Below are 20,108 nucleotides of genomic sequence, written 5' to 3'. Positions count from 1 at the left end.
GAAGCGTCGCATCAATACCGCTATGGAGAGCCTGGAGCATATCGCCTGGGTGCTGCTCGGCCGCTACGGCGTGGTGTTCCGGCGGGTCCTGGAGCGCGAGCCGGCGCTGCCGCCGTGGCGTGAGCTGCTGTATGTCTATCGCCGGCTGGAGGCACGCGGCGAGATCCGCGGCGGGCGCTTCGTGCAGCAGTTCGCCGGCGAGCAGTTCGCGCTGCCGGAGGCGGTGGGCGCGCTCAAGCTCATGCGCAAGCGCGACCCGGATGAGACCCACGTCGTGGTGTCGGCCGCCGACCCACTCAACCTGCTGGGGATTCTCACCCCTGGTTCGCGCCTGCCGGCGGTGGCGGGCAACCGCCTGCGCTACCGCGACGGCGTGCCGGAGGCGGTACTGCACAACGGCGAGGTCCACTTCCTGGCGGTGCTGACTGCCGCCGAGCAGTGGCAGGCGACGCAGCAGCTGCGGCGCGGCCCCGGCTATCGGTCGCTCTCCTCCGAGGCGCGGGCTCCCCGCCCGGCGTGACCGCCAGGGGAACGAAGCGGGGGCGACGAAGGTCCTATCTAGTCGACACCGAGCCCCCGCCGCGGGAGCGCCACACGCGTGCGCTGCCCTGCGCCCGGGCGCCGGAAAGCGGTGTGCGCGCTTGATGCGGAAACGAGTCGCGTGGTCCTTCCTGATCAGGCCTGCCCGCCGAGGAGGTGTGACCCATGCGTGTCCTCGCCAGGCTGGTACTCGCCCCCTGGCTGTTCCTGTTCATGGCGGTATCTCCCCTGTCTGCCCAGGACCCGTCTGCCGCGAAAGCGTCACCGGCATTGCACTCGAGCGCGCTCCATCCCGATGGGTTGTCGCCTTCTGCCCGGATGGTGGCGAGCTCTTCGGTGCATGTCGACATCCTGTGGCGTCGCGGGGGCCTGGTGTCGACGCAGTTCGCCTTCGGCACCTTCGACCGGCACCACCGCCATGGGGTGACGCATATGCATCGGCATCCACCGGGGACGGTCGTGATCACTCCGCGGCATGGGGTGCGGCACCACGACGGCCACCGCTGGCGTCACGTGCCGCGGCATTCCGACCGAGGCATCCGGCACCGGACGCGGCGACATGACGACGTGAAGTTCGGGACCCCCGGCCGGATTCACTCGCCGGCGGTCGACATCGGCCCCCGTCGGTTCGAACGTCCCGGCCGCGTCATCCGGCATCCGATCCGGCGGCACGACGACATGAGGTTCGGGACCCCCGGCCGGATGCATTCGCCGGCGGTCGACTTCGGCCCACGTCGGTTCGAACGCGAGCGGTTTGCACCGTCCCACCGCGGCATCGAGCCCCATCACTTCCAGCGGCGCGCGCCCCTTCGTATCGCATCGAGCATCAGGGCGTCCAGCGGCGGAAGGAGATTCGCCGCGGCTTCGAACACCGGCACTTCCAGCGGCGCGCGCCCATTCGCGGTGGCATCGAGCGCCATCACTTCCGCGGACGAAGCATGCCGTAACGGTGGCTCGCTCCTCCGTTTCCCCCACCGGCTGCTACCCTTCTAGGGAGATCGTGCATCCATCATGATATGGGCCGGCATGGAGGGTATGGCGATGCCCGAGCGACCCCCTGAACGTATCCGTAATGTGGCCCTGACCGGTCCGTCCGGTGCCGGCAAGACCACCCTGGCCGAGGCGCTGCTGGCGGCGGCCGGGGCGGTCGCCGTGGCGGGCAGCGTGGAGAAGGGCTCCACGGTCAGCGATTCCTCGGCACAGGAAAAGGCGTTGCAGCACTCGGTCAGTGCCTCTGTGCTGGGTGTCGAGTGGCGAAAGACCTGGATCAACCTGGTCGATACTCCCGGCCTGGCCGACTTCCAGGGGGCGGCGCTCTCCATCCTGCCGGCCGTCGAGACCGTCGCGGTGGTGGTAAGCGCCGGCCGCGGCATCGAGGCCAGCGCCCGGCGGATGATGCAGTGGGCCGGCGAGCGGGGGCTGTGCCGGCTGATCGTCGTCAACCAGATCGATGCCGAACCCGCCGCACTGCCCGCCCTGCTCGAGGAGATCCGTGCCACCTTCGGTGCCGAGTGCCTGCCGCTCAATCTGCCGTCGCAGGGGGCCCGGGCGGTGGCGGACTGCTTCTTCACCCCCGCCGGCGAGGCAGACTTCTCCTCCGTGGCCGAGACCCACGAGATGCTGGTCGACCAGGTGGTGGAACTCGACGAGGAGCTGATGGCGCTCTATCTCGAGCAGGGCGAGGAGCTCGACCCCGCGCAGCTCCACGACCCCTTCGAGGCCGCCCTGCGCGACGGGCATCTGGTGCCCGTCTGTTTCACCTCGGCGACCAGCGGCGCCGGGGTCCGCGAACTACTGGACGTCTTCACGCGGCTGATGCCCAATCCCCTGGAGGGCAATCCACCCCCTTTCCTGCGCGACGACGGGCAGGGCATCCGGGAGTATCGGGCCCGCCCCGACCCGGATGCCCACGTCCTGGCCCACGTGGTCAAGATCGAACACGACCCCTTTCTCGGCAAGATGGCGGTGTTTCGCGTCCACCAGGGCATTGTCACCCGCGACACCCGGCTGTTTGCCGGCGAGGCCCGCAAGCCGTTCCGGGTCGGCACCCTGTTCCGCCTGCAGGGCGGCGAGCATCTCGACGCCGAGCGCCTGGGCCCCGGCGAGATCGGTGCCCTGACCAAGGTCGATGAGGTGACCTTCGACAGCGTGCTGCACGACTCCCATGACGAGGACCATATCCACCTGCGCCCGGTGGCGCTGCCCGCTCCGGTGTTCGGCCTGGCGATCCAGGCGTCCCGCCATGGTGACGAGCAGAAGCTCTGGGAAGCCCTGGCCAGGATGGTCGAGGAGGATCGGGGGCTCGAGGTGGAGCAGGACGCCACCACCCAGGAGATCGTACTGCGCGGCCTGGGCGAGCTGCACCTGCGCACCGCTCTGGAGCGGCTGCGCGAGCGCTTCCGGCTGGAGGTCGAGACCAGCACGCCCTCCATCGCCTATCGGGAGTCCATCGGCGCCCCCGCCGAGGGGCACTGCCGGCACAAGAAACAGACCGGCGGGGCCGGGCAGTTCGGCGAGGTGTTCCTGCGCGTCGAGCCGCTGCCGCGCGGGGCCGGCTTCGAGTTCGTGGATACCATCCGCGGCGGAGTGATCCCGGGCTCGCTGCTGCCGGCGGTGGAGAAGGGCGTACGCCAGGCCATGGCCAGCGGGGCGGTGGCCGGCTACCCGCTGCAGGACATCCGGGTCACCGTGCACGATGGCAAGACCCACCCGGTGGACTCCAAGGAGATCGCCTTCGTCATCGCCGGTCGCAAGGCGTTCCTCGACGCGGTGCGCAAGGCGAGCCCGGTGGTTCTCGAGCCGGTGGCGGAGCTGGTGGTCGAGGGGCCGAGCAGCGCCATGGGCGATCTCACCGCGGATCTCGCCGCGAGTCGCGGGCGCATCCAGGACACCAGCAACCATGGCGATCAGGTCAGCATCCAGGCGGTCGTGCCGCTGGCGGAGATCGCCGACTACTCCAACCGGCTCAATGCATTGACCGGAGGTGCCGGCAGCTACTCCCTGCAGTTCAGCCACTACGAACCGGCCCCCGAGCCCGTCCAGCGCCGGCTGATGCAGGCCTATCGGCCCACCGAGGAGGAGTAGCCCGGCCCGCATCATCAATACAGCCGTTGCCGTCCGTCATGGTCGATGATCGCTTGCATGTGAGGCACGCTGTCGTCGAGAGCCCCGTGTGCCACCATCGCCTCGGCAAGCGAAGGTACCTTCCGGGTGTCGGGCCAATGTGCCGGGCTCCACAGGTACGAGCGTACGATGCACTTGGGGCAGTGCATGAAAGCCGCTTCGACGGTCACGACAAGCATCAGGTTGGGTGCCTTTCTTGCCCCAGGCTCCAGCCCACATTGCCAAGCATCCGGTTTGTCACGGTTCCATGCGTTCGCGGTGTCGATGACAGGGCGTTGCCTATTCACTTCGAGTCGTTCGAGAGAGGAGTTGTTCGAGCGCACGCCAGCCCGCCCGGTGGCGCCAGCCCCGGTACGATGGCCTGCCGGGGCCGCCGAGCGACGGGGCCGCGGCCCGGGCGTGCCGGTTCGGACCTATTCCTGGAAGTGTTCTGTCATGCGCCTGGGGGCCTTGTCGCGCCAGGCGGCGATCAAGGCGGCGCGCACCTGGTGATGATCCACCGAGGCCAGGTGCACGCTGGTGCAGCCCTGCTCACCCCATTCGCCCGGCGCGGGCTGGAACCCTTCGGGGTTCTCCGCGATGAAGTGCTGCTGTTCCTCCGGCGTCAGCATGACGGTGCCCCAGGCGTCGTCGGGGTAGCCCAGGGAGGCGAAGATCTTGCCGCTGACCCGAAAGTCGGGATGGTTCATGTGGGCGTGCTCCACCGCGCCGGGTAGCCCCATCGCGAGCATTCGGAAATCCGTGTCTGTCATGACGGTCTCCTGGCGATCATCCGGGTCATTTGCCTCGATTTCAGGATAGGACCTTATCGGGCGGCTTTCCTTGTCGGCACACCCGTGACGCCGCGACGAGGCACCCGACAGGCAGGCGCGGTCGGCGACTGTCGGAGCACGCTTCCCCACCGCTGCCTGCTAGGCTGGAGAAGGGGCAGGGAAGAAGGGGGAGTGAAGATGCTGCAGGCGGTTCTGCTCGATATCAGCGGGGTGCTGCACGAGGACGGGGTACCGCTGCCCGGTGCCGTGGAGGCGGTGGCGCGGCTGCAGGCTTCCCGCCTGGCGCTACGCTTCGTGACCAATACCTCCCGCAAGACCAGCGCTACCGTCTATGCCGAGCTGCTGGAGATGGGCTTCGAGCTGGAACGGCAACAGGTCTTCACGGCACCGGCCGCCGTCCGACGCTATCTCGAGCGGCACCGGTTGCGCCCCTACCTGCTGGTTCACGAGGCCCTCGAGCCGGAGTTCGACGGATTGAACGTCGCCGACCCCGATGCGGTGGTGCTGTGCGATGCCGAGCATCGACTGGACTATCGGCATCTCGATGAGGCCTTTCGGGTGCTCCAGCAGGGGGCGCCGCTGTTGGCGGTGGGCACCAACCGTTATTTCCGCCAGCACGGTGGCCTGCACCTGGACGTCGGCCCCTTCGTCAAGGCTCTCGAATATGCCGCCGACACCGAGGCCGTGGTGCTGGGCAAGCCGGCGGCGGGCTTCTTCCGGGCCGTGCTCGAGGATGTCGGCGTCGGCGCGGAGGATGCGCTGATGGTCGGCGATGATGCCGAAGCCGATGTGGCGGCGGCCATGAATATCGGCATGGGCGGTGCGCTGGTCCGGACCGGCAAGTATCGTGCAGGCGATGAGCTGCGTGCCCCGGAGGCATCGATCGGGGCCTGCCTGGCCGAACTGGTGACCCAGTTGGCGCCTCGATAAGCGCCACTTCGAGCACGAATCATGGAGCAGGCGTCCCGATGGCAAGAGGCCCGACGACCGTCTCCATGCCGGCTTTCGCGCGTTGGCGTCATTTCCAGAAGGGCTTGCGGGCCTCGCGTTCGGCGGTGGCGCGGCTGATGCCGATGTCGTCGAGCAGATGCGGATCGAGCTGCGCGAGCCGGCGTCGCGAACGGCGTCGCTGGCATTGTTGGCGAAAGGCGGCGTACAGGGTGGTGACACGGTCGAAGGACATGGTCGGGCTCTCCTGTCGGGGTGCCCTGACAGGCTATGGCCGGGCCGCTTTTCGATACAGATACAGGATAATTATAGTTATTCGGTACAGATGGGAATAATGGCCACAGAATGATCCTGTTGTGAGCTAATCTGTACCGATCTGATCTGGACTCTGGAGAGACTGTCATCAAGCGTTATGAGCGGGTGGCGCAGACGCTGGCCCAGCGCATCGAGCAGGGGCTGTACCGGACCGGGGATCGCCTGCCGTCGATCCGGGCCCTGTGCCATGAGCAGGGGGTCAGCGTTTCCACGGCCCAGGCGGCCTATCGCCGGCTGGAGGAAACCGGCCAGGCCGAGGCACGGCCTCGGTCCGGCTACTACGCCCTGACCCGGACGACGCCCGGGGTGCTGCCCAGGGTCACGCGGCCGGCCCAGCGGCCGCTGGACGTCTCGCAGTGGGATCAGGTACTGGAACTGGTGAGAGGGGCGCCGGCCGAGGATCGGATGCTGATGCTCGGGCGGGGTATTCCCGACCTCGAGGCGGCGACGCTCAGGCCGTTGCAACGCTTGCTGGCCACCCTGTACCGGGGTGTCGACGCGCGTGGCCTCAACTACGACAACCTGGCGGGTAGCCGGGAACTGCAACGGCAGATTGCCCGCCTGATGGCGGCGTCCAGTTGCCTGCTGCACCCCGACGACATCCTGATCACCACCGGGTGTCAGGAAGCCCTGTCGCTCAGCCTGCGGACCCTGACCTCACCCGGCGACGTGGTGGCGGTAGATTCACCGAGCTTCTACGGCACCATGCAGATCCTCAAGGCCCAGGGACTCAAGGCGCTGGAGATTCCCACCGATCCCCGGACCGGCATCAGCCTGGAGGCACTGGAGCTGGCGCTGGAGCAGTGGCCGATCCGCGCCATCCAACTGACCCCGACCTGCAACAACCCACTCGGCTACACGATGCCGGAGTCACGAAAGCGGGACCTGGTGGCCCTGGCCCAGCGTTTCGATGTGGCGATCATCGAGGACGACATCTACGGGGACCTGGCCTTCACCTCACCGCGTCCACGTACCATCAAGAGCTTCGATGGCGATGGCCGGGTGCTGCTGTGCAGCGCCTTCTCCAAGACGCTGGTGCCAGGCTTGCGGGTTGGCTGGGTGGCACCGGGGCGTTACCGTGACCAGGTGTTGCACATGAAGTATGTCTCCACCGGCGCCTCGGCGACCCTGCCGCAGCGTGCGGTGGCCGAGTTCGTCGCCCAGGGTTACTACGAGCGCCACCTGCGGGAGATGATCCGCCAGTACCGATGCCACCGCGATGTGATGATCGCCTGGGTGGAGCGTCATTTTCCTCCAGGTACCGGCATCAGCGACCCCCAGGGGGGCTTCCTGCTGTGGCTGGAGCTGCCCGGTGCCGTCGATTGCGTGCGACTCAACGAGCGCCTGGCCGTCGAGCACCTGCATATCGCCCCCGGTTCGCTGTTCTCGGCCTCAGGGAAGTACCGCCACTGTCTGCGCCTGAACTACGCCTCGCCGCTGACGGCGCGGGTCGAGGCGGGGGTGCGTCGGGTCGGTGAGATGGTCTCCGAGCTCTTGTCCTGACGCTCGGCGCCAAGGCGCGGTAACCGGGTCCGAAAGCCGCCGGTAAAGTCGGCAGGCGCGGCTAGACTTGAGCCCATGAACCTGACTCCGGATACCTGTTATCGGGCGCTGCTGGCGCGCGATCCCCGTTACGACGGGCGTTTCTTCACCTGCGTGAAGAGCACGCGCATCTACTGCCGGCCCGTCTGTCCGGCACCGCCGCCGAAGCTCGAGCACTGCGCCTTCGTGGCCTCGGCCGCGGCGGCCCAGGCCGCCGGCTTCCGGCCCTGCCTGCGCTGCCGCCCGGAAAGCGCACCGGATTCCGCCGCCTGGGCTGGCACCTCGACGACGGTGGCCCGAGCATTGCGGCTGATCGAGGAGGGCGCGCTGGATGGCGGTAGTGTCGAAGCCCTGGCGGATCGACTGGGGCTGGGCGCCCGGCAGTTGCGGCGGCTGTTCCTGCGGCATGTCGGCGCCGCACCGGTGGTGGTCGCCCAGACCCGTCGGCTGCTGCTGGCGAAGCAGTTGCTGCACCAGACCGATCTGCCGATCACCGAGGTGGCGCTGGCCAGCGGTTTCGGCAGCGTGCGGCGCTTCAACGAGATCTTCCGGCGGCTCTACGGCCGCGCCCCTGGCACGCTGCGGGGCCGGCGCGGTGCCGATCGGGCACCGACCAGGCCGGACATCTCCCTGCTGTTGCCGTATCGGCCGCCCTACGACTGGCAGGCGATGCTGGGGTTTCTCGGCGTGCGGGCGGTCCGGGGTCTCGAAGTGGTCGACGGTAACCGTTATCGCCGCACCATTCGCCTCGGGGCCGAGATCGGCGAGATCGCGGTGACCCATGTGCCGGGGGAGGCGGCGTTGCGGGTGTCCATCCGCTTTCCTCGCCTCGACGCGCTGCCGGGGATCATCGCCCGGGTACGGCGGCTGTTCGACCTGGCGGCCGACCCCGAGGCGATCCGGCGGGCGCTGAGCCGCGACGAGGCACTGGCGCCGCTGGTCCAGGCACGCCCCGGGCTGCGAGTGCCGGGCGGCTGGGACGCCTTCGAGGTCGCGGTGCGCGGGATCCTCGGCCAGCAGGTCACCGTCGGGGCGGCCACGCGCCTGGCCGAACGTCTCGTCGATCGCCTGGGCGATCGATTGCCGGAGGACGCGGGGGTGCCCGGCCTGGACCGGCTGTTTCCCTTGCCCGAACGCTTCACGCTGGAGACCGTCGCGGCCATCGGCATGCCCGGTGCCCGGGCGGCGGCCCTGGTGCAGCTGGCGTCGGCGTATCGGGCCGAGCCGCGGCTGTTCGATCGGCGCCACGATCTCGCGGAGACCATCGCCCGGCTGCGTGACCTGCCGGGGATCGGCGACTGGACGGCGCACTACATCGCCATGCGCGCCCTGCAGGAGAACGACGCCTTCCTGGCCTCGGACGTGGCGCTGCAGCGTGCGCTGGTGGTCGACGGCCGGCGCCCGACCGCGCGGGGCCTGCTGGCGCGAGCCGAGGCCTGGCGGCCCTGGCGCGCCTATGCGGTGATGCACCTGTGGCATGCCGATGCGGCTACTGCGAGCCGGCCGAGCCTCAGGCGGGCGCGGTGAGCGGCGAGGAGGGCAAGGCGAAACTCTCGACCAGGCTATCGGCGAGCGCGGTCAAGACCGGTTGATCGCCCCCGGGGTTGATGGTCACCATGAACTCGGTGTCCGGCAGCGGTGGCAGGCCATGGTCAGAGGTCAGGGCCACCAGCCCTGGAGTCAATTGACTGGCCGGCATCGGCGCGATGGCGAAGCCTGTCGCGGCGGCGGCGTGCAGGCTTGCGTTGCTCAGGCACAGCATGGCGGTACGCTGAGCGAAGCCCCATAGCGCCAGCCTCGTCAGGGCGGCTTCCCGGTAGGGGCAGGGCTCGGGAAACAGGGCCAAGGGTAGCGGCGAGGGGAGGTGATGCTCGTCTCGTTCTTTCCATGCCCATACCAGCGGCTCGCGCCAGAGCAGCCGGCCTGTTTCATGTGCTCCCCCGCGTGCACCAATGACCAGGTCCACATACCCCTGTTTCATGGCCTTGATCAGGCCGCCGGGAATCCCGACCTGTACCTCGATCCCGATGTCCGGATTGTCCCACATGAACGCCTGCAGCATGCCCAGCAGGTGGGAGTGTGCGAAGTCCTCGGTAATGCCGATGCGCACTCTGCCCTGAAAGGAGCAACGTGAGAGTTGGGCCATGGCTTCCTGAGCCAGCGAGAGAATGGCACGCGCATATCCCATCAGCCATTCGCCGTCCGGCGTCACCTCGAACGAGCGAGTGGTGCGTCGCAACAGTGGCTTGCCGACTTGTGCTTCGAGGCGCCGGATATGTCCACTGATCGCCGGCTGGGTCAAGTGAAGACGCTGGGCGGCCCGAGTGAAACTGCCCTCGTCGATGATGGCGACGAAGCTTCTCAGCAGCAGTGGGTTTAACATATATCATTCCATGATGAATAGCATCGAGTGTTGTTATTTAACCCAGTTTCTAATGCCATGCAGAACGGGCAACGATATGCCAGAAGAGCGGAGAGGATCAATTGCCCGATAAAAATAATGCCCTGGGTGGGGTTTTTCGGCTGAATTTCATATGTGCTTGCCGAATTGATGGCGGTATTGACTAATCACCATGCTGTTGAGCCATTGCCACGACCCCCGGATCACGACCCGCGTGGCAGGGCCGTGGGAGGCCGCGATGGTGAGCCGGGGCCGGCGGGACGCATCGGGCCCAGTACTCGATCAGGGCCCGGGGCAAGAGCGGAAGCCGCCGCTGGTGGCCGAGCGCCATGGAGTACGTTCCCCGTCGCTGTCCGGCAGCACCTGACCTGGTGCGGAGGCTTGCGCCCCGGGCTCGAGACACGTCCGCGCCCGGGACGGCCGCTCAGGGGTCAGGTGAGCGAAGGCGACGGCTTGGTGTGCTGAGGAGACGCAAGGGTGGCGGCGAGTTGCTGGGCCTGGCGGTTGGCCAACGCCCTGGCTTCCGTATCGACGTCATGGCCGAACAGCGTCTTCTCGACGATCAAGGAGGAGACATCGGTGATGCCGATGAACTTCAGCCATGCCTCGACGTAGGGTTTCTGAAAGTCGAACTCCTGTGCAGGCGTGAAGGAGCCCTTCATATAGTTGAGGCCTCTCGCGTAGACGACAACCGCCTTCTTGTTCTCCAGCAGCCCGCCGAATCCTGTCTCGGGGTCGAACGAGAAGAGGATGTCCTTCTGCGAGACGAGGTCGATGAAGTGCTTGAGTTTATAGGGAATGCTGAAATTCCAGAGGGGGACGGAGAAGACCAGGATGTCCGCCTCATGCAGGGGCGCCGCCCGGGAGCGTAGCTCATTCCAGGCATGCTCCTGGGCCGCGGTCAGGGAGGCACCGCTGAGGCCGGCGTATTTTGCTGCCATGGCATCTTCATCGAATTCAGGCAGGCTCGCACTCCAGAGGTCCAGGCTCTTGACCGCTGTTGACGGATGGCATTGCCGATAGTGAAAGATGAACTCTCGGGCAACCTCCAAGGATGCGGAGCGTTGCTTGCGCGGGGAAGACTCGATATGCAGGATGGTGGTCATTGTCAGTGACTCCTGTGTGGGGACACCATATGCCAACATGTCGCATAAGAAAATATAAATTGAGTTACATGATGGTATTGATAATGAAGCCATATGTGTAACTTTCCGAGCTTCTGCTATTCTCCAGAAGAACAGAAAAATGGGGCGGTGCATGCCGGAGCTGCCTGAACGATATATAAGATGGCGTGACAATATTTATCACGGAATGATATGCCCATGCTCGATCTACTATTGCTGAGGAGCTTTGTCGCCGTCATCGACGAAGGGAGCTTCACTCGGGCCGCCCAGCGTCTTCACTTGACCCAGCCGGCGATCAGCGGCCATCTGCGCCGACTGGAAGCTCAGGTCGGCAAGCCGCTACTGCAGCGCACCACACGGGCCTTCGAAGTGACGCCGGATGGTGAATGCCTGGCGGGGTATGCTCGCGCGATTCTCGCCCTGAACCGGGATGCCATGACGCAACTCTCGCGATCGACGTATCAGGGCAACGTACGCCTGGGGGTCGCCGAGGACTGCGCGCATCCGCTGCTGCTGCAGACACTGAAGGGCTTCATGGATGACAACCCGGGGGTCGATATCGGGGTTCGTGTCGGCATCCCCGGCGATATGGTCACGGCGATGAAGCGGGGAGACGTGGACCTGGTTCTGGGGGCCCAGTGCGGAACGCACGAACCGGGGCGGTTGCTGTGGCGCGAACCCCTGGTATGGGCCTGGGCCGAGCGGGCTCCGGTCCGTTTGTCGGCCCCCCTGCCTCTGGCCCTGTTTCCCGAGCCGTGCCCCTACCGGGAAGCCGCCCTGACGAAACTGGCGTTGTCGGGCATTGCCCAGCGCACGGCCATGCTGTGCATGAGTGGTGCCAGCCTGCGAGCGGCGGCCGAGAGCGGCTTCGCCCTGGCCCCCATGCCGGCCAGTCAACTGACCCCGGGGTTGGTGGCCTTGACGTCGGAGCATGGTCTTCCCGCCTTGCCCGATGCAGAGTTCATGCTCATGACCAGCCCGGCCGGCGACCAGGCAGTGTTGGCGGCACTGGCGGACAGCATTGCCGAGCACCTGGTGGTTTCCCGGGTGGCCGAGCCGGCCTGAGCGTTCGTGCTGACTTTTCGTACAGAACCTGAGGGCAGGAAAACAGCAACGCTGGTTGAACACACTGCCGAGCACGATGTGGCCGGGTAGGGCCGCATCGTCGATGAATATCGGCGTGTATCGATTCGGTGATCTCTTCCTGTGGCGAGGATGTCGAGTGAGCGGCCATCAGGAAGAGATCGGTAAGGCACGGAGATAGCTATGGCCAGAATACCTGCGATATTGCGCTTGAGCCCGAAACTCGCCCTCGCCGGCAATGCGGCCTTTTTCGCCAAGGCCGTGGCAAGGGCTGCCGCCAAGCCCCCCCCGCCTCCGCCGAACCCCCCCCAATACTCCTCGCCACAAGTGACCACCCCGGTGCAGTGGAACGGCGGCAATACGACCTTCCATCCGGTTCAGGCCACGAACAGCACGCCTTTCCCGGGCTATGGCGTCTATTCGCCGGCATACCTGGAATCGTTGGCTCTGCTTCCGGACCTCAACCAGGACGATCCATATCTGTTGCCGGACCTGATGCCGGAGAACTATGCCCCGGAAGGAGGTGAGGACCCGTTCCAGAACGTGCACACGGTCGAGCCGGTGGACAATATCGAGACCGACGAGGACGCCGCTGCGGAGGCGGCAGAGGAGATCGTCGACGACGTGGCCGAGGGCAAGAGCATCGCCCAGGTCGCCGAGGAATACGGCATCAGCCCCCAGGATGTTCTCGACCAGCTCGAGGTGGGTGGCTTGGAGGTCGAAGCCACGCAATCCGATGATGGCAGCGAGACCACGATCAAGGTCGTCGATGGTGAGACGGGCGAGACCGTTACCGAATACAACTTCACCGAGCAGGAAGATGGCGTGGTGGTGGAAGAGGCCACCGGTGCCGATGGTAACACCACCACGACGGTGATCGATGAAGACGGCAACCGCACGACACTCGATCCTGGGCAGGAGACGACCCGCGAGGGCATCGACGATATCGTCGAAGGTATCGCCGACGGGCAGAGCCTCGACGAGATCGCAGAGGAGCAGGGGCTGACCCGTGCCCAGTTGATCGCTCAGCTCGAGGCGGCCGGGTTCGATGTCGAATCGGACGTGACGGGCCAAGGCCCCGCCATAGGCAATACCACCGAGATCACCGATAAAGAGAGCGGGGAGCCTCTGGTCCATCAGGAGACGGGGCCCGACGGTACGACGGTCTCTCGGCGGACCGATGACGACGGCAACGAGGTACGCCATACCGTGCACCCCGATGGCAGCACCACCACGGTGGTGACCGAGCCGGATGGTCGCGAGACCGAGACGCAGGTGGATGCCGACGGGGAGACGACCGAGACGGTCACATACGAGCAAAATGGCGTGACGGTCGAGGAAGTCACCGTTGACGATGGCGCAACCACCACCACGATCATCGATGAAGACGGCGAGCGCACGACACTTGATCCTGGACAGGAGACGACCCGCGAGGGCGTCGATGGCATCGCCGAGGCTCTCGCCGCTGGGCAGGGCATCGATGCGATCGCCGAGGAGCGTAATCTGACCCGTGAGCAAATCGAGGCCCAACTGCGGGCGGCGGGTTACGTGATCCAGTCCGAGACCAATGCCCTGGGCAATGGCGGTGAACAATACACCACCAGCATCGTCGACGCGGAAGATGGCGAAGTGATTGCCAGCTATAGCTCGGGCCCGGGTGTCGGTAATTCATCGCTGCATGTCGATGCCGACGGCAACGAGACGCGCCGGACCGAACTCCCCAGTGGCAGTACCACGGAAATAGTGACTAAGGCGAATGGCCGCGAGATCAAGGAAACGACCAACGCCGAAGGAGAGACGACGCGAGAAGTTACCGACAACGGTTATACGCTGACGACCCCACCGGATGGCGATCTGACGCTGCACCGCCACAAAGATGACCAGGAGATCACGATCGAGCGGGGAACGAAAGAGCAGTCTATGGCCGAGGAACTGCTTGAGCTCGATCCCGATGGCTCCGACGAGGACAGGGTGTTGCAGGCCGTCATCGACGAGATGCTGGCGGAGCGGGACGACGAGGGCAACCTCAAGGATCTCAATGAGCTCGAAGCCGACCTGGAGGATCAGGATCAGGCGGTGGAAGACGCGCTCGAGGAGATCCTCGGCGAAGATGGCGATGAGGGCGATGTCATCAAGCCTGGCGAAGAGGCGGAAGAAGGCGATCCCCTGGGCAAGCCGCCGAGTGACGAGGCCCCCTCGGGAGGCGATTGGGTCGCGATGCTCTACCAGGGCGAATGGAAGTGGGTGGATTCGGCCATTGCCGAGGTGCTCCAAGATCGGGAGTCGGCAAGGCTGGCGCTGAGACTGGCAGAGGCGGAAGCCACGCGCGATCTGTCGCAGTTGGCGGTCTATGGGCTCGATGACGAGTACGAGGATGCCATGGACGCTGCCATCGAGCGCATCAATGAGTTGTGGGCACCGCATGGGCTGCGCTGGGTGCCGCCGGATTTTGAACAGCTAGGGCTGAGCTTGGATGACGCCCAAGAGAGCCTGAACAGTGCCAATACCTGGATAGACTACCTGGAAACGGAGAAAGAATTCCAAGATCTGCAAGAGGAAGCCGATGGACTCAAGGAGGATGTCCTCGAGGCTTATCGTAATGATGAGGACTACGCGGACTACTTCAAGGAGGAAGGGTTCGAGGAGACCACTGCATCGTCTACCCCTAGAAACTCCTCAGGGGAACAAGAGCATACCGGGGAGCTATTGCACCAGTCCGTGGTTGAGATAGATGGCCAGCTTTACCTGCGCAATATCTATGCAGATCGCGATAGTCCCCTGGATAAGCCACTGACCCTGAGTCCCGATAGCGACGACCTAAGCGGTCTGTCGGACGAACAACGGCGCCTCAACGAGGAGTGGCAGGAACTGAAGCTGGGCGAGGAGCCTGCGCGTCTGCAAGAGGAAGCTCTTGAGGCCTTCCGCTCAGCCAACCCGGAGTACTTCCGTCCCGAGGGCTATTCGGAGACGCGCCCTGGTGGACAGGGGGGAGACTATGAGTGGGAATCGGGCGAACTGACGGACTCGCGGGTCGTCGAGCGCGATGGTCAGCTCATTGTCATCAATACCTACGGCGAGGGCTTCGAGGAGACGACGAAGGAGCTACCGCTCACCTATGCACCGGGTGAAGAGATACCTGATGACTTCTCCCAAGCGCAGCGAGAGGCCAACGAGGCCTGGCAGGAGTTCACCGAGGGTAAGGACATCGATGAAGACCTGAGGGAGCGAATCTTAGATCAGGCGCGCCAGGAACACCCCGATCATTTCAAGCCCGAAGGCTTTACCGACACCACTCCGCAGCGGCTAGGGGACCCGATCGAAGAGCACTCAGGTGCACGACAGAGCCAAGAAATCGTCGAGCGCGATGGTCAATTATTCCTGGTTTCCACCTTTGAGAACCTGGATGAGCCGCTGGAAACACAGCTGACCTTTGACCCTGAAAGCGATACATTAAGGCGGACGCCGACCGAACAGCTGATCGATGATGACTGGGCGAGATATAAGGAGTATCGCTACAGCTCAGAAGATAGCCTGGCAGGAATAATGGAGGATCGGCACGAAGCCGAAAGCGCTGTCAATGAGTGGCTCGCCGAGCAGCAGCGTGAAGCGGCGGATACCCCCATTTCGGAGCTGGAACAACGCTATCAGGACGAGCTCGAGGAGCACGGCGAAGGCACGGTCACGCCCGGTGGCGAAGAGGCGGAGCGCATCGAGATCGATGGCGTGATGCGCTGGGTGCACCCGGATGTTGCGGAAGCATATCGGAACAAGGAAGCCAGCCACGAAGTCCTTCAGGACGGTGAGGACATTACTGAACGGGCGGAGGATCTGTACGGTGAACAGCATCCGGATCACGTCGATCCCGATGGCTTCACCTTCAAGGATCCAGATGCAGTGGGACCTAGCGCCCAGTACATTTCGACGGGCGCCATAATGGGGGCGGACTCCGGCATCATCGTGGGCGACAATGGTCAGCTCTATCTGCGCAATGTTTATGAAGACGAGGATGAACCGCGCAACTTTCCACTGACTTACGCCCCGGGCACCGCCCCGGAGGGACGTTCCGAAGAACAATTGCGTCTTGACCGGGAGTGGGCCGACTGGTGGCAGGCTCATGGGGAAGATGGAGAAGAAGACCCTCTGGCCGCGGCACAACAGGCCTACGAGGAAGCCCAGGAGGCCTATGGCGACCAGGTCGAGCGTTATGGAACTGGCACGACACGGGAATTGACCGAGGCATTGCCTGACGGGGTAGATCCCGTGCTGGTGACGATCGATGAGCAGGTGCTCGACCCTGGCGGCCTGCAGATCATGGACCCCATGCCGGTGACGACCGTTGGCGAACAGCGTAGCGTCCATCCCGATGTGGCGATGGCCCTGCGCGCTCTGGAAGCCGCCAGGTCACAACGTGAAAGCAGTGCAACCGCCGCCGAAGAGATGGCATTGGCCGCCGTGGAATCCGACTACCGTGCCAGTCGTCCATCGACCTGGAAGCTGCTCAATGACGGGGCCTCTGCGGAGCATGAGATGAGTGTCCAGGCCGCGTGGCAGATGGAAGAGGTATACCTCGAGGCGAACGGTGAGCACGGCAGCCTGACACAGGCGCGCACCGAACTGCTTGACAGTCAGGAGGCGCTGCTGACGACCGAAGAGGGCTTGGTTCGGGCAGGATTTGAGGCATCGGGCGAGGCCATGGAGCTGGCCATGGCCAGTGGAGTCGACTCGGTAGATCTGGCAAATGGCCTGCAGGCCGGTGAGTTGAGCGACGTGCGTGCACAGGTGGTGAATGATCGTGAAGAGTTGCAAGAGTCGGCGCAATGGAACGACCATCTAAGGCAGGATTACTCCCTCGATGATCGGCTCGACCCTGAAAATGGGCATATCATCGAAGATTATTATAAAGAAAACCCTGAGGTGGCAAGAACAGCGATCGAGGATCGCCTCGAAGCCTTGCCGGAGTCGATCAAGTTGGACGATGACGACGCGCGTGAGGTGCTCGATCAGGCACTGGGCAGCGATGACGAGGAACTCGTGGATGCTGTCGAGGATCAACTGCGCGAGATCGGAGGCGATAACGCCGAAGTTGGTATCATCCCTATCCTTTATCGGGATAGCCATGGGGTACGCGATACAGCGTTGTTTACCGTAGAAGATGGTGACGGCAAGACATGGCTGGTCGACGAGAGCGGAAGCAAATATCGCAATTTCGATGATTTCCGGCAGCATAACTACTTGTCCGATAAGGGGCATGTGTTTCTGCCGGAAAGCCCCAACCGACTGACCGATGCCAGTGGCGATCTCACCTATGAGTGGCATCAGGCTCGTGAGCTGAGCGTCGCCGAACAGTGGCTGGATCCCATCATCGGTATCGGTACCGGCATCGCCACTCTCGCCTCTTTCATCCCACCATTGGCACCAATCGCGGTACCTATCGCCTTCGCAGGAGGTGCTTACTTCGGGGCACGCAGTGTTTCCAATATTCATGAGATGCATGAGTATGGCCGGCCGCTGGCCAGTACGGAAGGGGTTATGCAAGGGGCGATGTTGATAACCTCCTTCTTGCCCATGGGGGCGAGTGCCTTCCGCGTCGCCGGCCTCACCCGGGCAGGTACCCCAGCGGGGGTGGCCGTACGGACGAGTACCGGGGCCGTCAATACCTGGGGGAAAGGCTGGAGCCAGAACCCCATGTATCAGGAAGCCGCCGAGCAGCTGACCCGTCGCGGTGTCGCCTTCAGTACGGCACGCGGCCTCGATCGGGCCGCCATGGGGATCGGTATTCCGCTGATGGGCTATTCCGGCGCCAATTTGGCGACGAATTGGAACGACATGACCAGGCTGGAGAAAACCGCCGCCTTGACAGAGTTGGCCAGCGGACTCTTCGGCGTCGGCATGGGCTATCAGGCATCGCGGGCCGCGCGCCCCAACCAGGGCGCGCCCGAGACATTGACCCAAGGCAAGCTGCCGGCCCGGCATGGAGATCCCACGCCACCCCTTGGGCTACCTCGCCTTTACCGGCTTGGCGATCTGGATGCATTGAATCAGGCATCGGTGGACGGGGCCTTACCCGCGGGACACCACGTTCACTTCGTTCAGCCTGGCCGGTTGGACAGCACCAATTTTGTCTTGCGTGAAGGGACGGTGCTGCGTGGTGGGCGTGTGGATGGTGATGGGCATATCCGCTGGTCGACGAGCCGACGCGAACAGCCGACCATCTATACCCTGAGCGATGGCGGCAATGGTCACCAGACCGTCCATATTCAGGACTCGGGGAGTGGGCGAGTCCTGCGGAATCGCGACTTCGACAATGAGGCCTATGTCCTTGTCACCGACAAATCGGCGAGCCAATTGCGTGGAGTGCTCAACCCCAACAATCAGGACACCCAGCCCTTTGCCCTCTATAACGGCAGAGAGGGAAATTGGGGGTCGGCGCGCAGCTATCAGAAAGCCATTCGCTTTCTGCTGCTGAGCGCGGGTACTCTCGGTGGCGCAATTTCCCTGGGAGGACCACCTGAGATTTCGATGCCACTGAATGCATTGGCCTATGGGGTGCGTGGTGCTCTCCTGGGGTTACAAGCCGTATTCCCCAACGCGACAGCCGTAGATACTGGCTGGGGAAGACTGTTGCGTGGAGGGGTGTTCTTAACTTTCGCGATTAATGTCCCCGGCACCGTTGGTAATTATACGGTCAACGACAGCGGGCACTTTCAGCTGCAACCCCCGGGCGGAGGTGTTGGGTGGGCCGACGCTGGTCAGGCTTGGGCATACGCGTTCGGGAACTCGGCCTATATGGCAAAAACCTTCCAGGAAGCGTCAACGGGCAAGCCGGCCATGTCCGCTGTGGATGACATAGCACTTCCCTTCTTCGTGGCCGGAGGTGCCGAGGGTTTGGCGTCGAGTGCATGGACGAGTGGTTGGCCGCCGGATGCAATGACGGGATATAACGCCACCACAAACACCATGCTTGTCGGTGGAGCGACTCGCTTGTGGATCCGGGATAGCGCGGTGGGGAAAAAAGTCGGCTCCTGGCTCAGTTCGCACATGCCACACCTGAGCGGCATCGCCAAGTTCAACAAGCGTGATGTCGCCACTCTGATCGGATTTACCGGGACCTTGATACCCGCTGCCGCTTTGGGGATGAAGGACCACTTCGAAGAGCAGGTTAATACGGAAGTCGAAGATATAGATCCTGAACTTTTCGGCTATGTACCATCCGACTTTTCACCACCCGAGACGCCATCGTCCGGTGAGAAAGCCGATAACGTACCCTCTGGGCTCGCTGATGAGCCGGCGACATACCGGCCATCGGCCGAAGAAATCCAGCTGGTCGTCCTCGATCGGCAAGGCACTGCCTTGCATACCGACCCCGTCGGCGTGTCGCCTGTCGTCACGCACTACCCCCATGGGACCTTCCTGGAGCAAACGGGGGGCCGTGTCACCGATGGCGATGGCAACGAATGGGTCCCCGTGCGGCTGGGATCGGATGGGGGGCCGGTCGGCTGGACCATGGCGCAAGGCGTCACCGAGCATCCCAGTGGTGCCATGGGCGAAAGCGGACGTTTCAATCCCGAATATGAGGGGCGTTATGCCGCAGTTACCGTGGAACCCCATCAGACACTGGGGGCGATAGCAGTACGCAAGGGGCATGATGTCGAGCAGGTGGTGATGCTTAATCTGGACCATATTATCGACCCGAGCATCCTGTTTCCCGGTGATCGGGTGTATTTGCCGGTATCCTAGAGATTTGTTTGCCGCTGCCGGTGGTGAGTGTCCTGATTTTCGGAACACTTCATTACCTGAGGGCGGCGTATTTCTAGTGTGTTCACGAGCCAACAAACGACTGACTCATTTATCCGTTTGATGTGCCGAGTTGAGGGCAGGGAATGTTGTGCAGATTAGTGTCTTGATTGTGCTGACAATCACCGGTGGGAACTCCAATGCCGATATTGCCTATCACGTTGAATCGTTGCTTCGCCGCGCTCGAGGATGTGCCGGATGTTGTAGAAGGCCGACTCCGCGTGACCTTGTCTGCGCCACTCGACTTTCGAGAGTGCTTCGGCCTGATTCATTGGAGAGCGTTATAAATGGATTTTTGCATAACGCTGCGTGATGAGTGATGTATTGTAATAACAATATAAAACCAGGGGTTTCTGTTTGGTAACATTTTTGTTTGAGTTTTTCCTTTGCGGAAATTGCACTGTCATTTTACTTATCTATGATTAACTCGTAGGTTGGTAACCCCGCTGGCGAAACTGCGATCTG

Annotated in this window: 12 protein-coding genes; 8 read left to right on the top strand and 4 right to left on the bottom strand. The window is 63.9% G+C overall.

Annotated elements, in window-relative coordinates; genetic code table 11:
• From C1H66_RS08685 to fusA, 3 genes are all read left to right on the top strand, one after another.
• The coding region (locus C1H66_RS08685) for an Lhr family helicase (protein WP_423133081.1) at positions 1–520 on the top strand (520 nt) is incomplete at its 5' end.
• Positions 521–705: 185 nt separating this feature from the next.
• Positions 706–1,533, top strand: coding sequence for a hypothetical protein (locus C1H66_RS08680; protein WP_102627489.1), 828 nt, complete (start codon positions 706–708; stop codon positions 1,531–1,533).
• Positions 1,534–1,581: 48 nt separating this feature from the next.
• Complete coding sequence (gene fusA / locus C1H66_RS08675) at positions 1,582–3,624, top strand: elongation factor G (protein WP_102627496.1); 2,043 nt, start codon at positions 1,582–1,584, stop codon at positions 3,622–3,624.
• A gap of 452 nt (positions 3,625–4,076) precedes the next feature.
• On the opposite strand, the gene C1H66_RS08665 is transcribed toward fusA, so the two are convergent.
• On the bottom strand, positions 4,077–4,415 hold the full coding sequence (locus C1H66_RS08665; protein WP_102627487.1) for an MmcQ/YjbR family DNA-binding protein: 339 nt from the start codon (positions 4,413–4,415) through the stop codon (positions 4,077–4,079).
• Between the two features lie 198 nt (positions 4,416–4,613).
• On the opposite strand from C1H66_RS08665, the gene C1H66_RS08660 reads away from it, so the two are divergent.
• Positions 4,614–5,366, top strand: coding sequence for a TIGR01458 family HAD-type hydrolase (locus C1H66_RS08660; RefSeq protein WP_205738644.1), 753 nt, complete (start codon positions 4,614–4,616; stop codon positions 5,364–5,366).
• A gap of 88 nt (positions 5,367–5,454) precedes the next feature.
• Here C1H66_RS08660 and C1H66_RS08655 read toward each other — a convergent pair whose 3' ends face one another.
• A complete protein-coding gene (locus tag C1H66_RS08655; protein ID WP_102627485.1) occupies positions 5,455–5,619 on the bottom strand; it encodes a DUF1127 domain-containing protein in 165 nt (54 codons plus the stop codon).
• Between the two features lie 167 nt (positions 5,620–5,786).
• Between C1H66_RS08655 and C1H66_RS08650 the strand changes: the two genes are divergently transcribed.
• Both C1H66_RS08650 and C1H66_RS08645 read left to right on the top strand, forming a co-directional pair.
• A complete protein-coding gene (locus C1H66_RS08650; protein ID WP_102627484.1) occupies positions 5,787–7,202 on the top strand; it encodes an aminotransferase-like domain-containing protein in 1,416 nt (471 codons plus the stop codon).
• A gap of 75 nt (positions 7,203–7,277) precedes the next feature.
• Positions 7,278–8,768, top strand: a complete 1,491-nt coding sequence (locus C1H66_RS08645) for an AlkA N-terminal domain-containing protein (RefSeq protein WP_102627483.1) — start codon at positions 7,278–7,280, stop codon at positions 8,766–8,768.
• Here the strand turns inward: C1H66_RS08645 and C1H66_RS08640 are convergent.
• Together C1H66_RS08640 and C1H66_RS08635 are read right to left on the bottom strand one after the other, a co-directional pair.
• The gene (locus C1H66_RS08640; protein ID WP_102627482.1) at positions 8,752–9,624 is read right to left on the bottom strand and encodes a LysR family transcriptional regulator; all 873 of its coding nucleotides are present in this window, start codon (positions 9,622–9,624) and stop codon (positions 8,752–8,754) included. The two genes, C1H66_RS08645 and C1H66_RS08640, sit on opposite strands and share 17 nt — an antisense overlap.
• Before the next feature lie 449 nt (positions 9,625–10,073).
• A complete protein-coding gene (locus C1H66_RS08635) occupies positions 10,074–10,748 on the bottom strand; it encodes an FMN-dependent NADH-azoreductase (protein ID WP_102627481.1) in 675 nt (224 codons plus the stop codon).
• Positions 10,749–10,964: 216 nt separating this feature from the next.
• Between C1H66_RS08635 and C1H66_RS08630 the strand changes: the two genes are divergently transcribed.
• Both C1H66_RS08630 and C1H66_RS08625 read left to right on the top strand, forming a co-directional pair.
• Positions 10,965–11,831: a LysR family transcriptional regulator gene (locus C1H66_RS08630; RefSeq protein WP_102627480.1), complete on the top strand. Its 867-nt coding sequence runs from the start codon at positions 10,965–10,967 to the stop codon at positions 11,829–11,831.
• Positions 11,832–12,059: 228 nt separating this feature from the next.
• A complete protein-coding gene (locus C1H66_RS08625; protein WP_146010702.1) occupies positions 12,060–19,586 on the top strand; it encodes a hypothetical protein in 7,527 nt (2,508 codons plus the stop codon).
• Positions 19,587–20,108 lie beyond the last annotated feature (522 nt).

The sequence above is a fragment of the Halomonas heilongjiangensis genome (assembly GCF_002879645.1).
Classification (GTDB): Bacteria; Pseudomonadota; Gammaproteobacteria; order Pseudomonadales; family Halomonadaceae; genus Halomonas; species Halomonas heilongjiangensis.
This window is presented reverse-complemented; position numbering and strand designations above follow the sequence as displayed.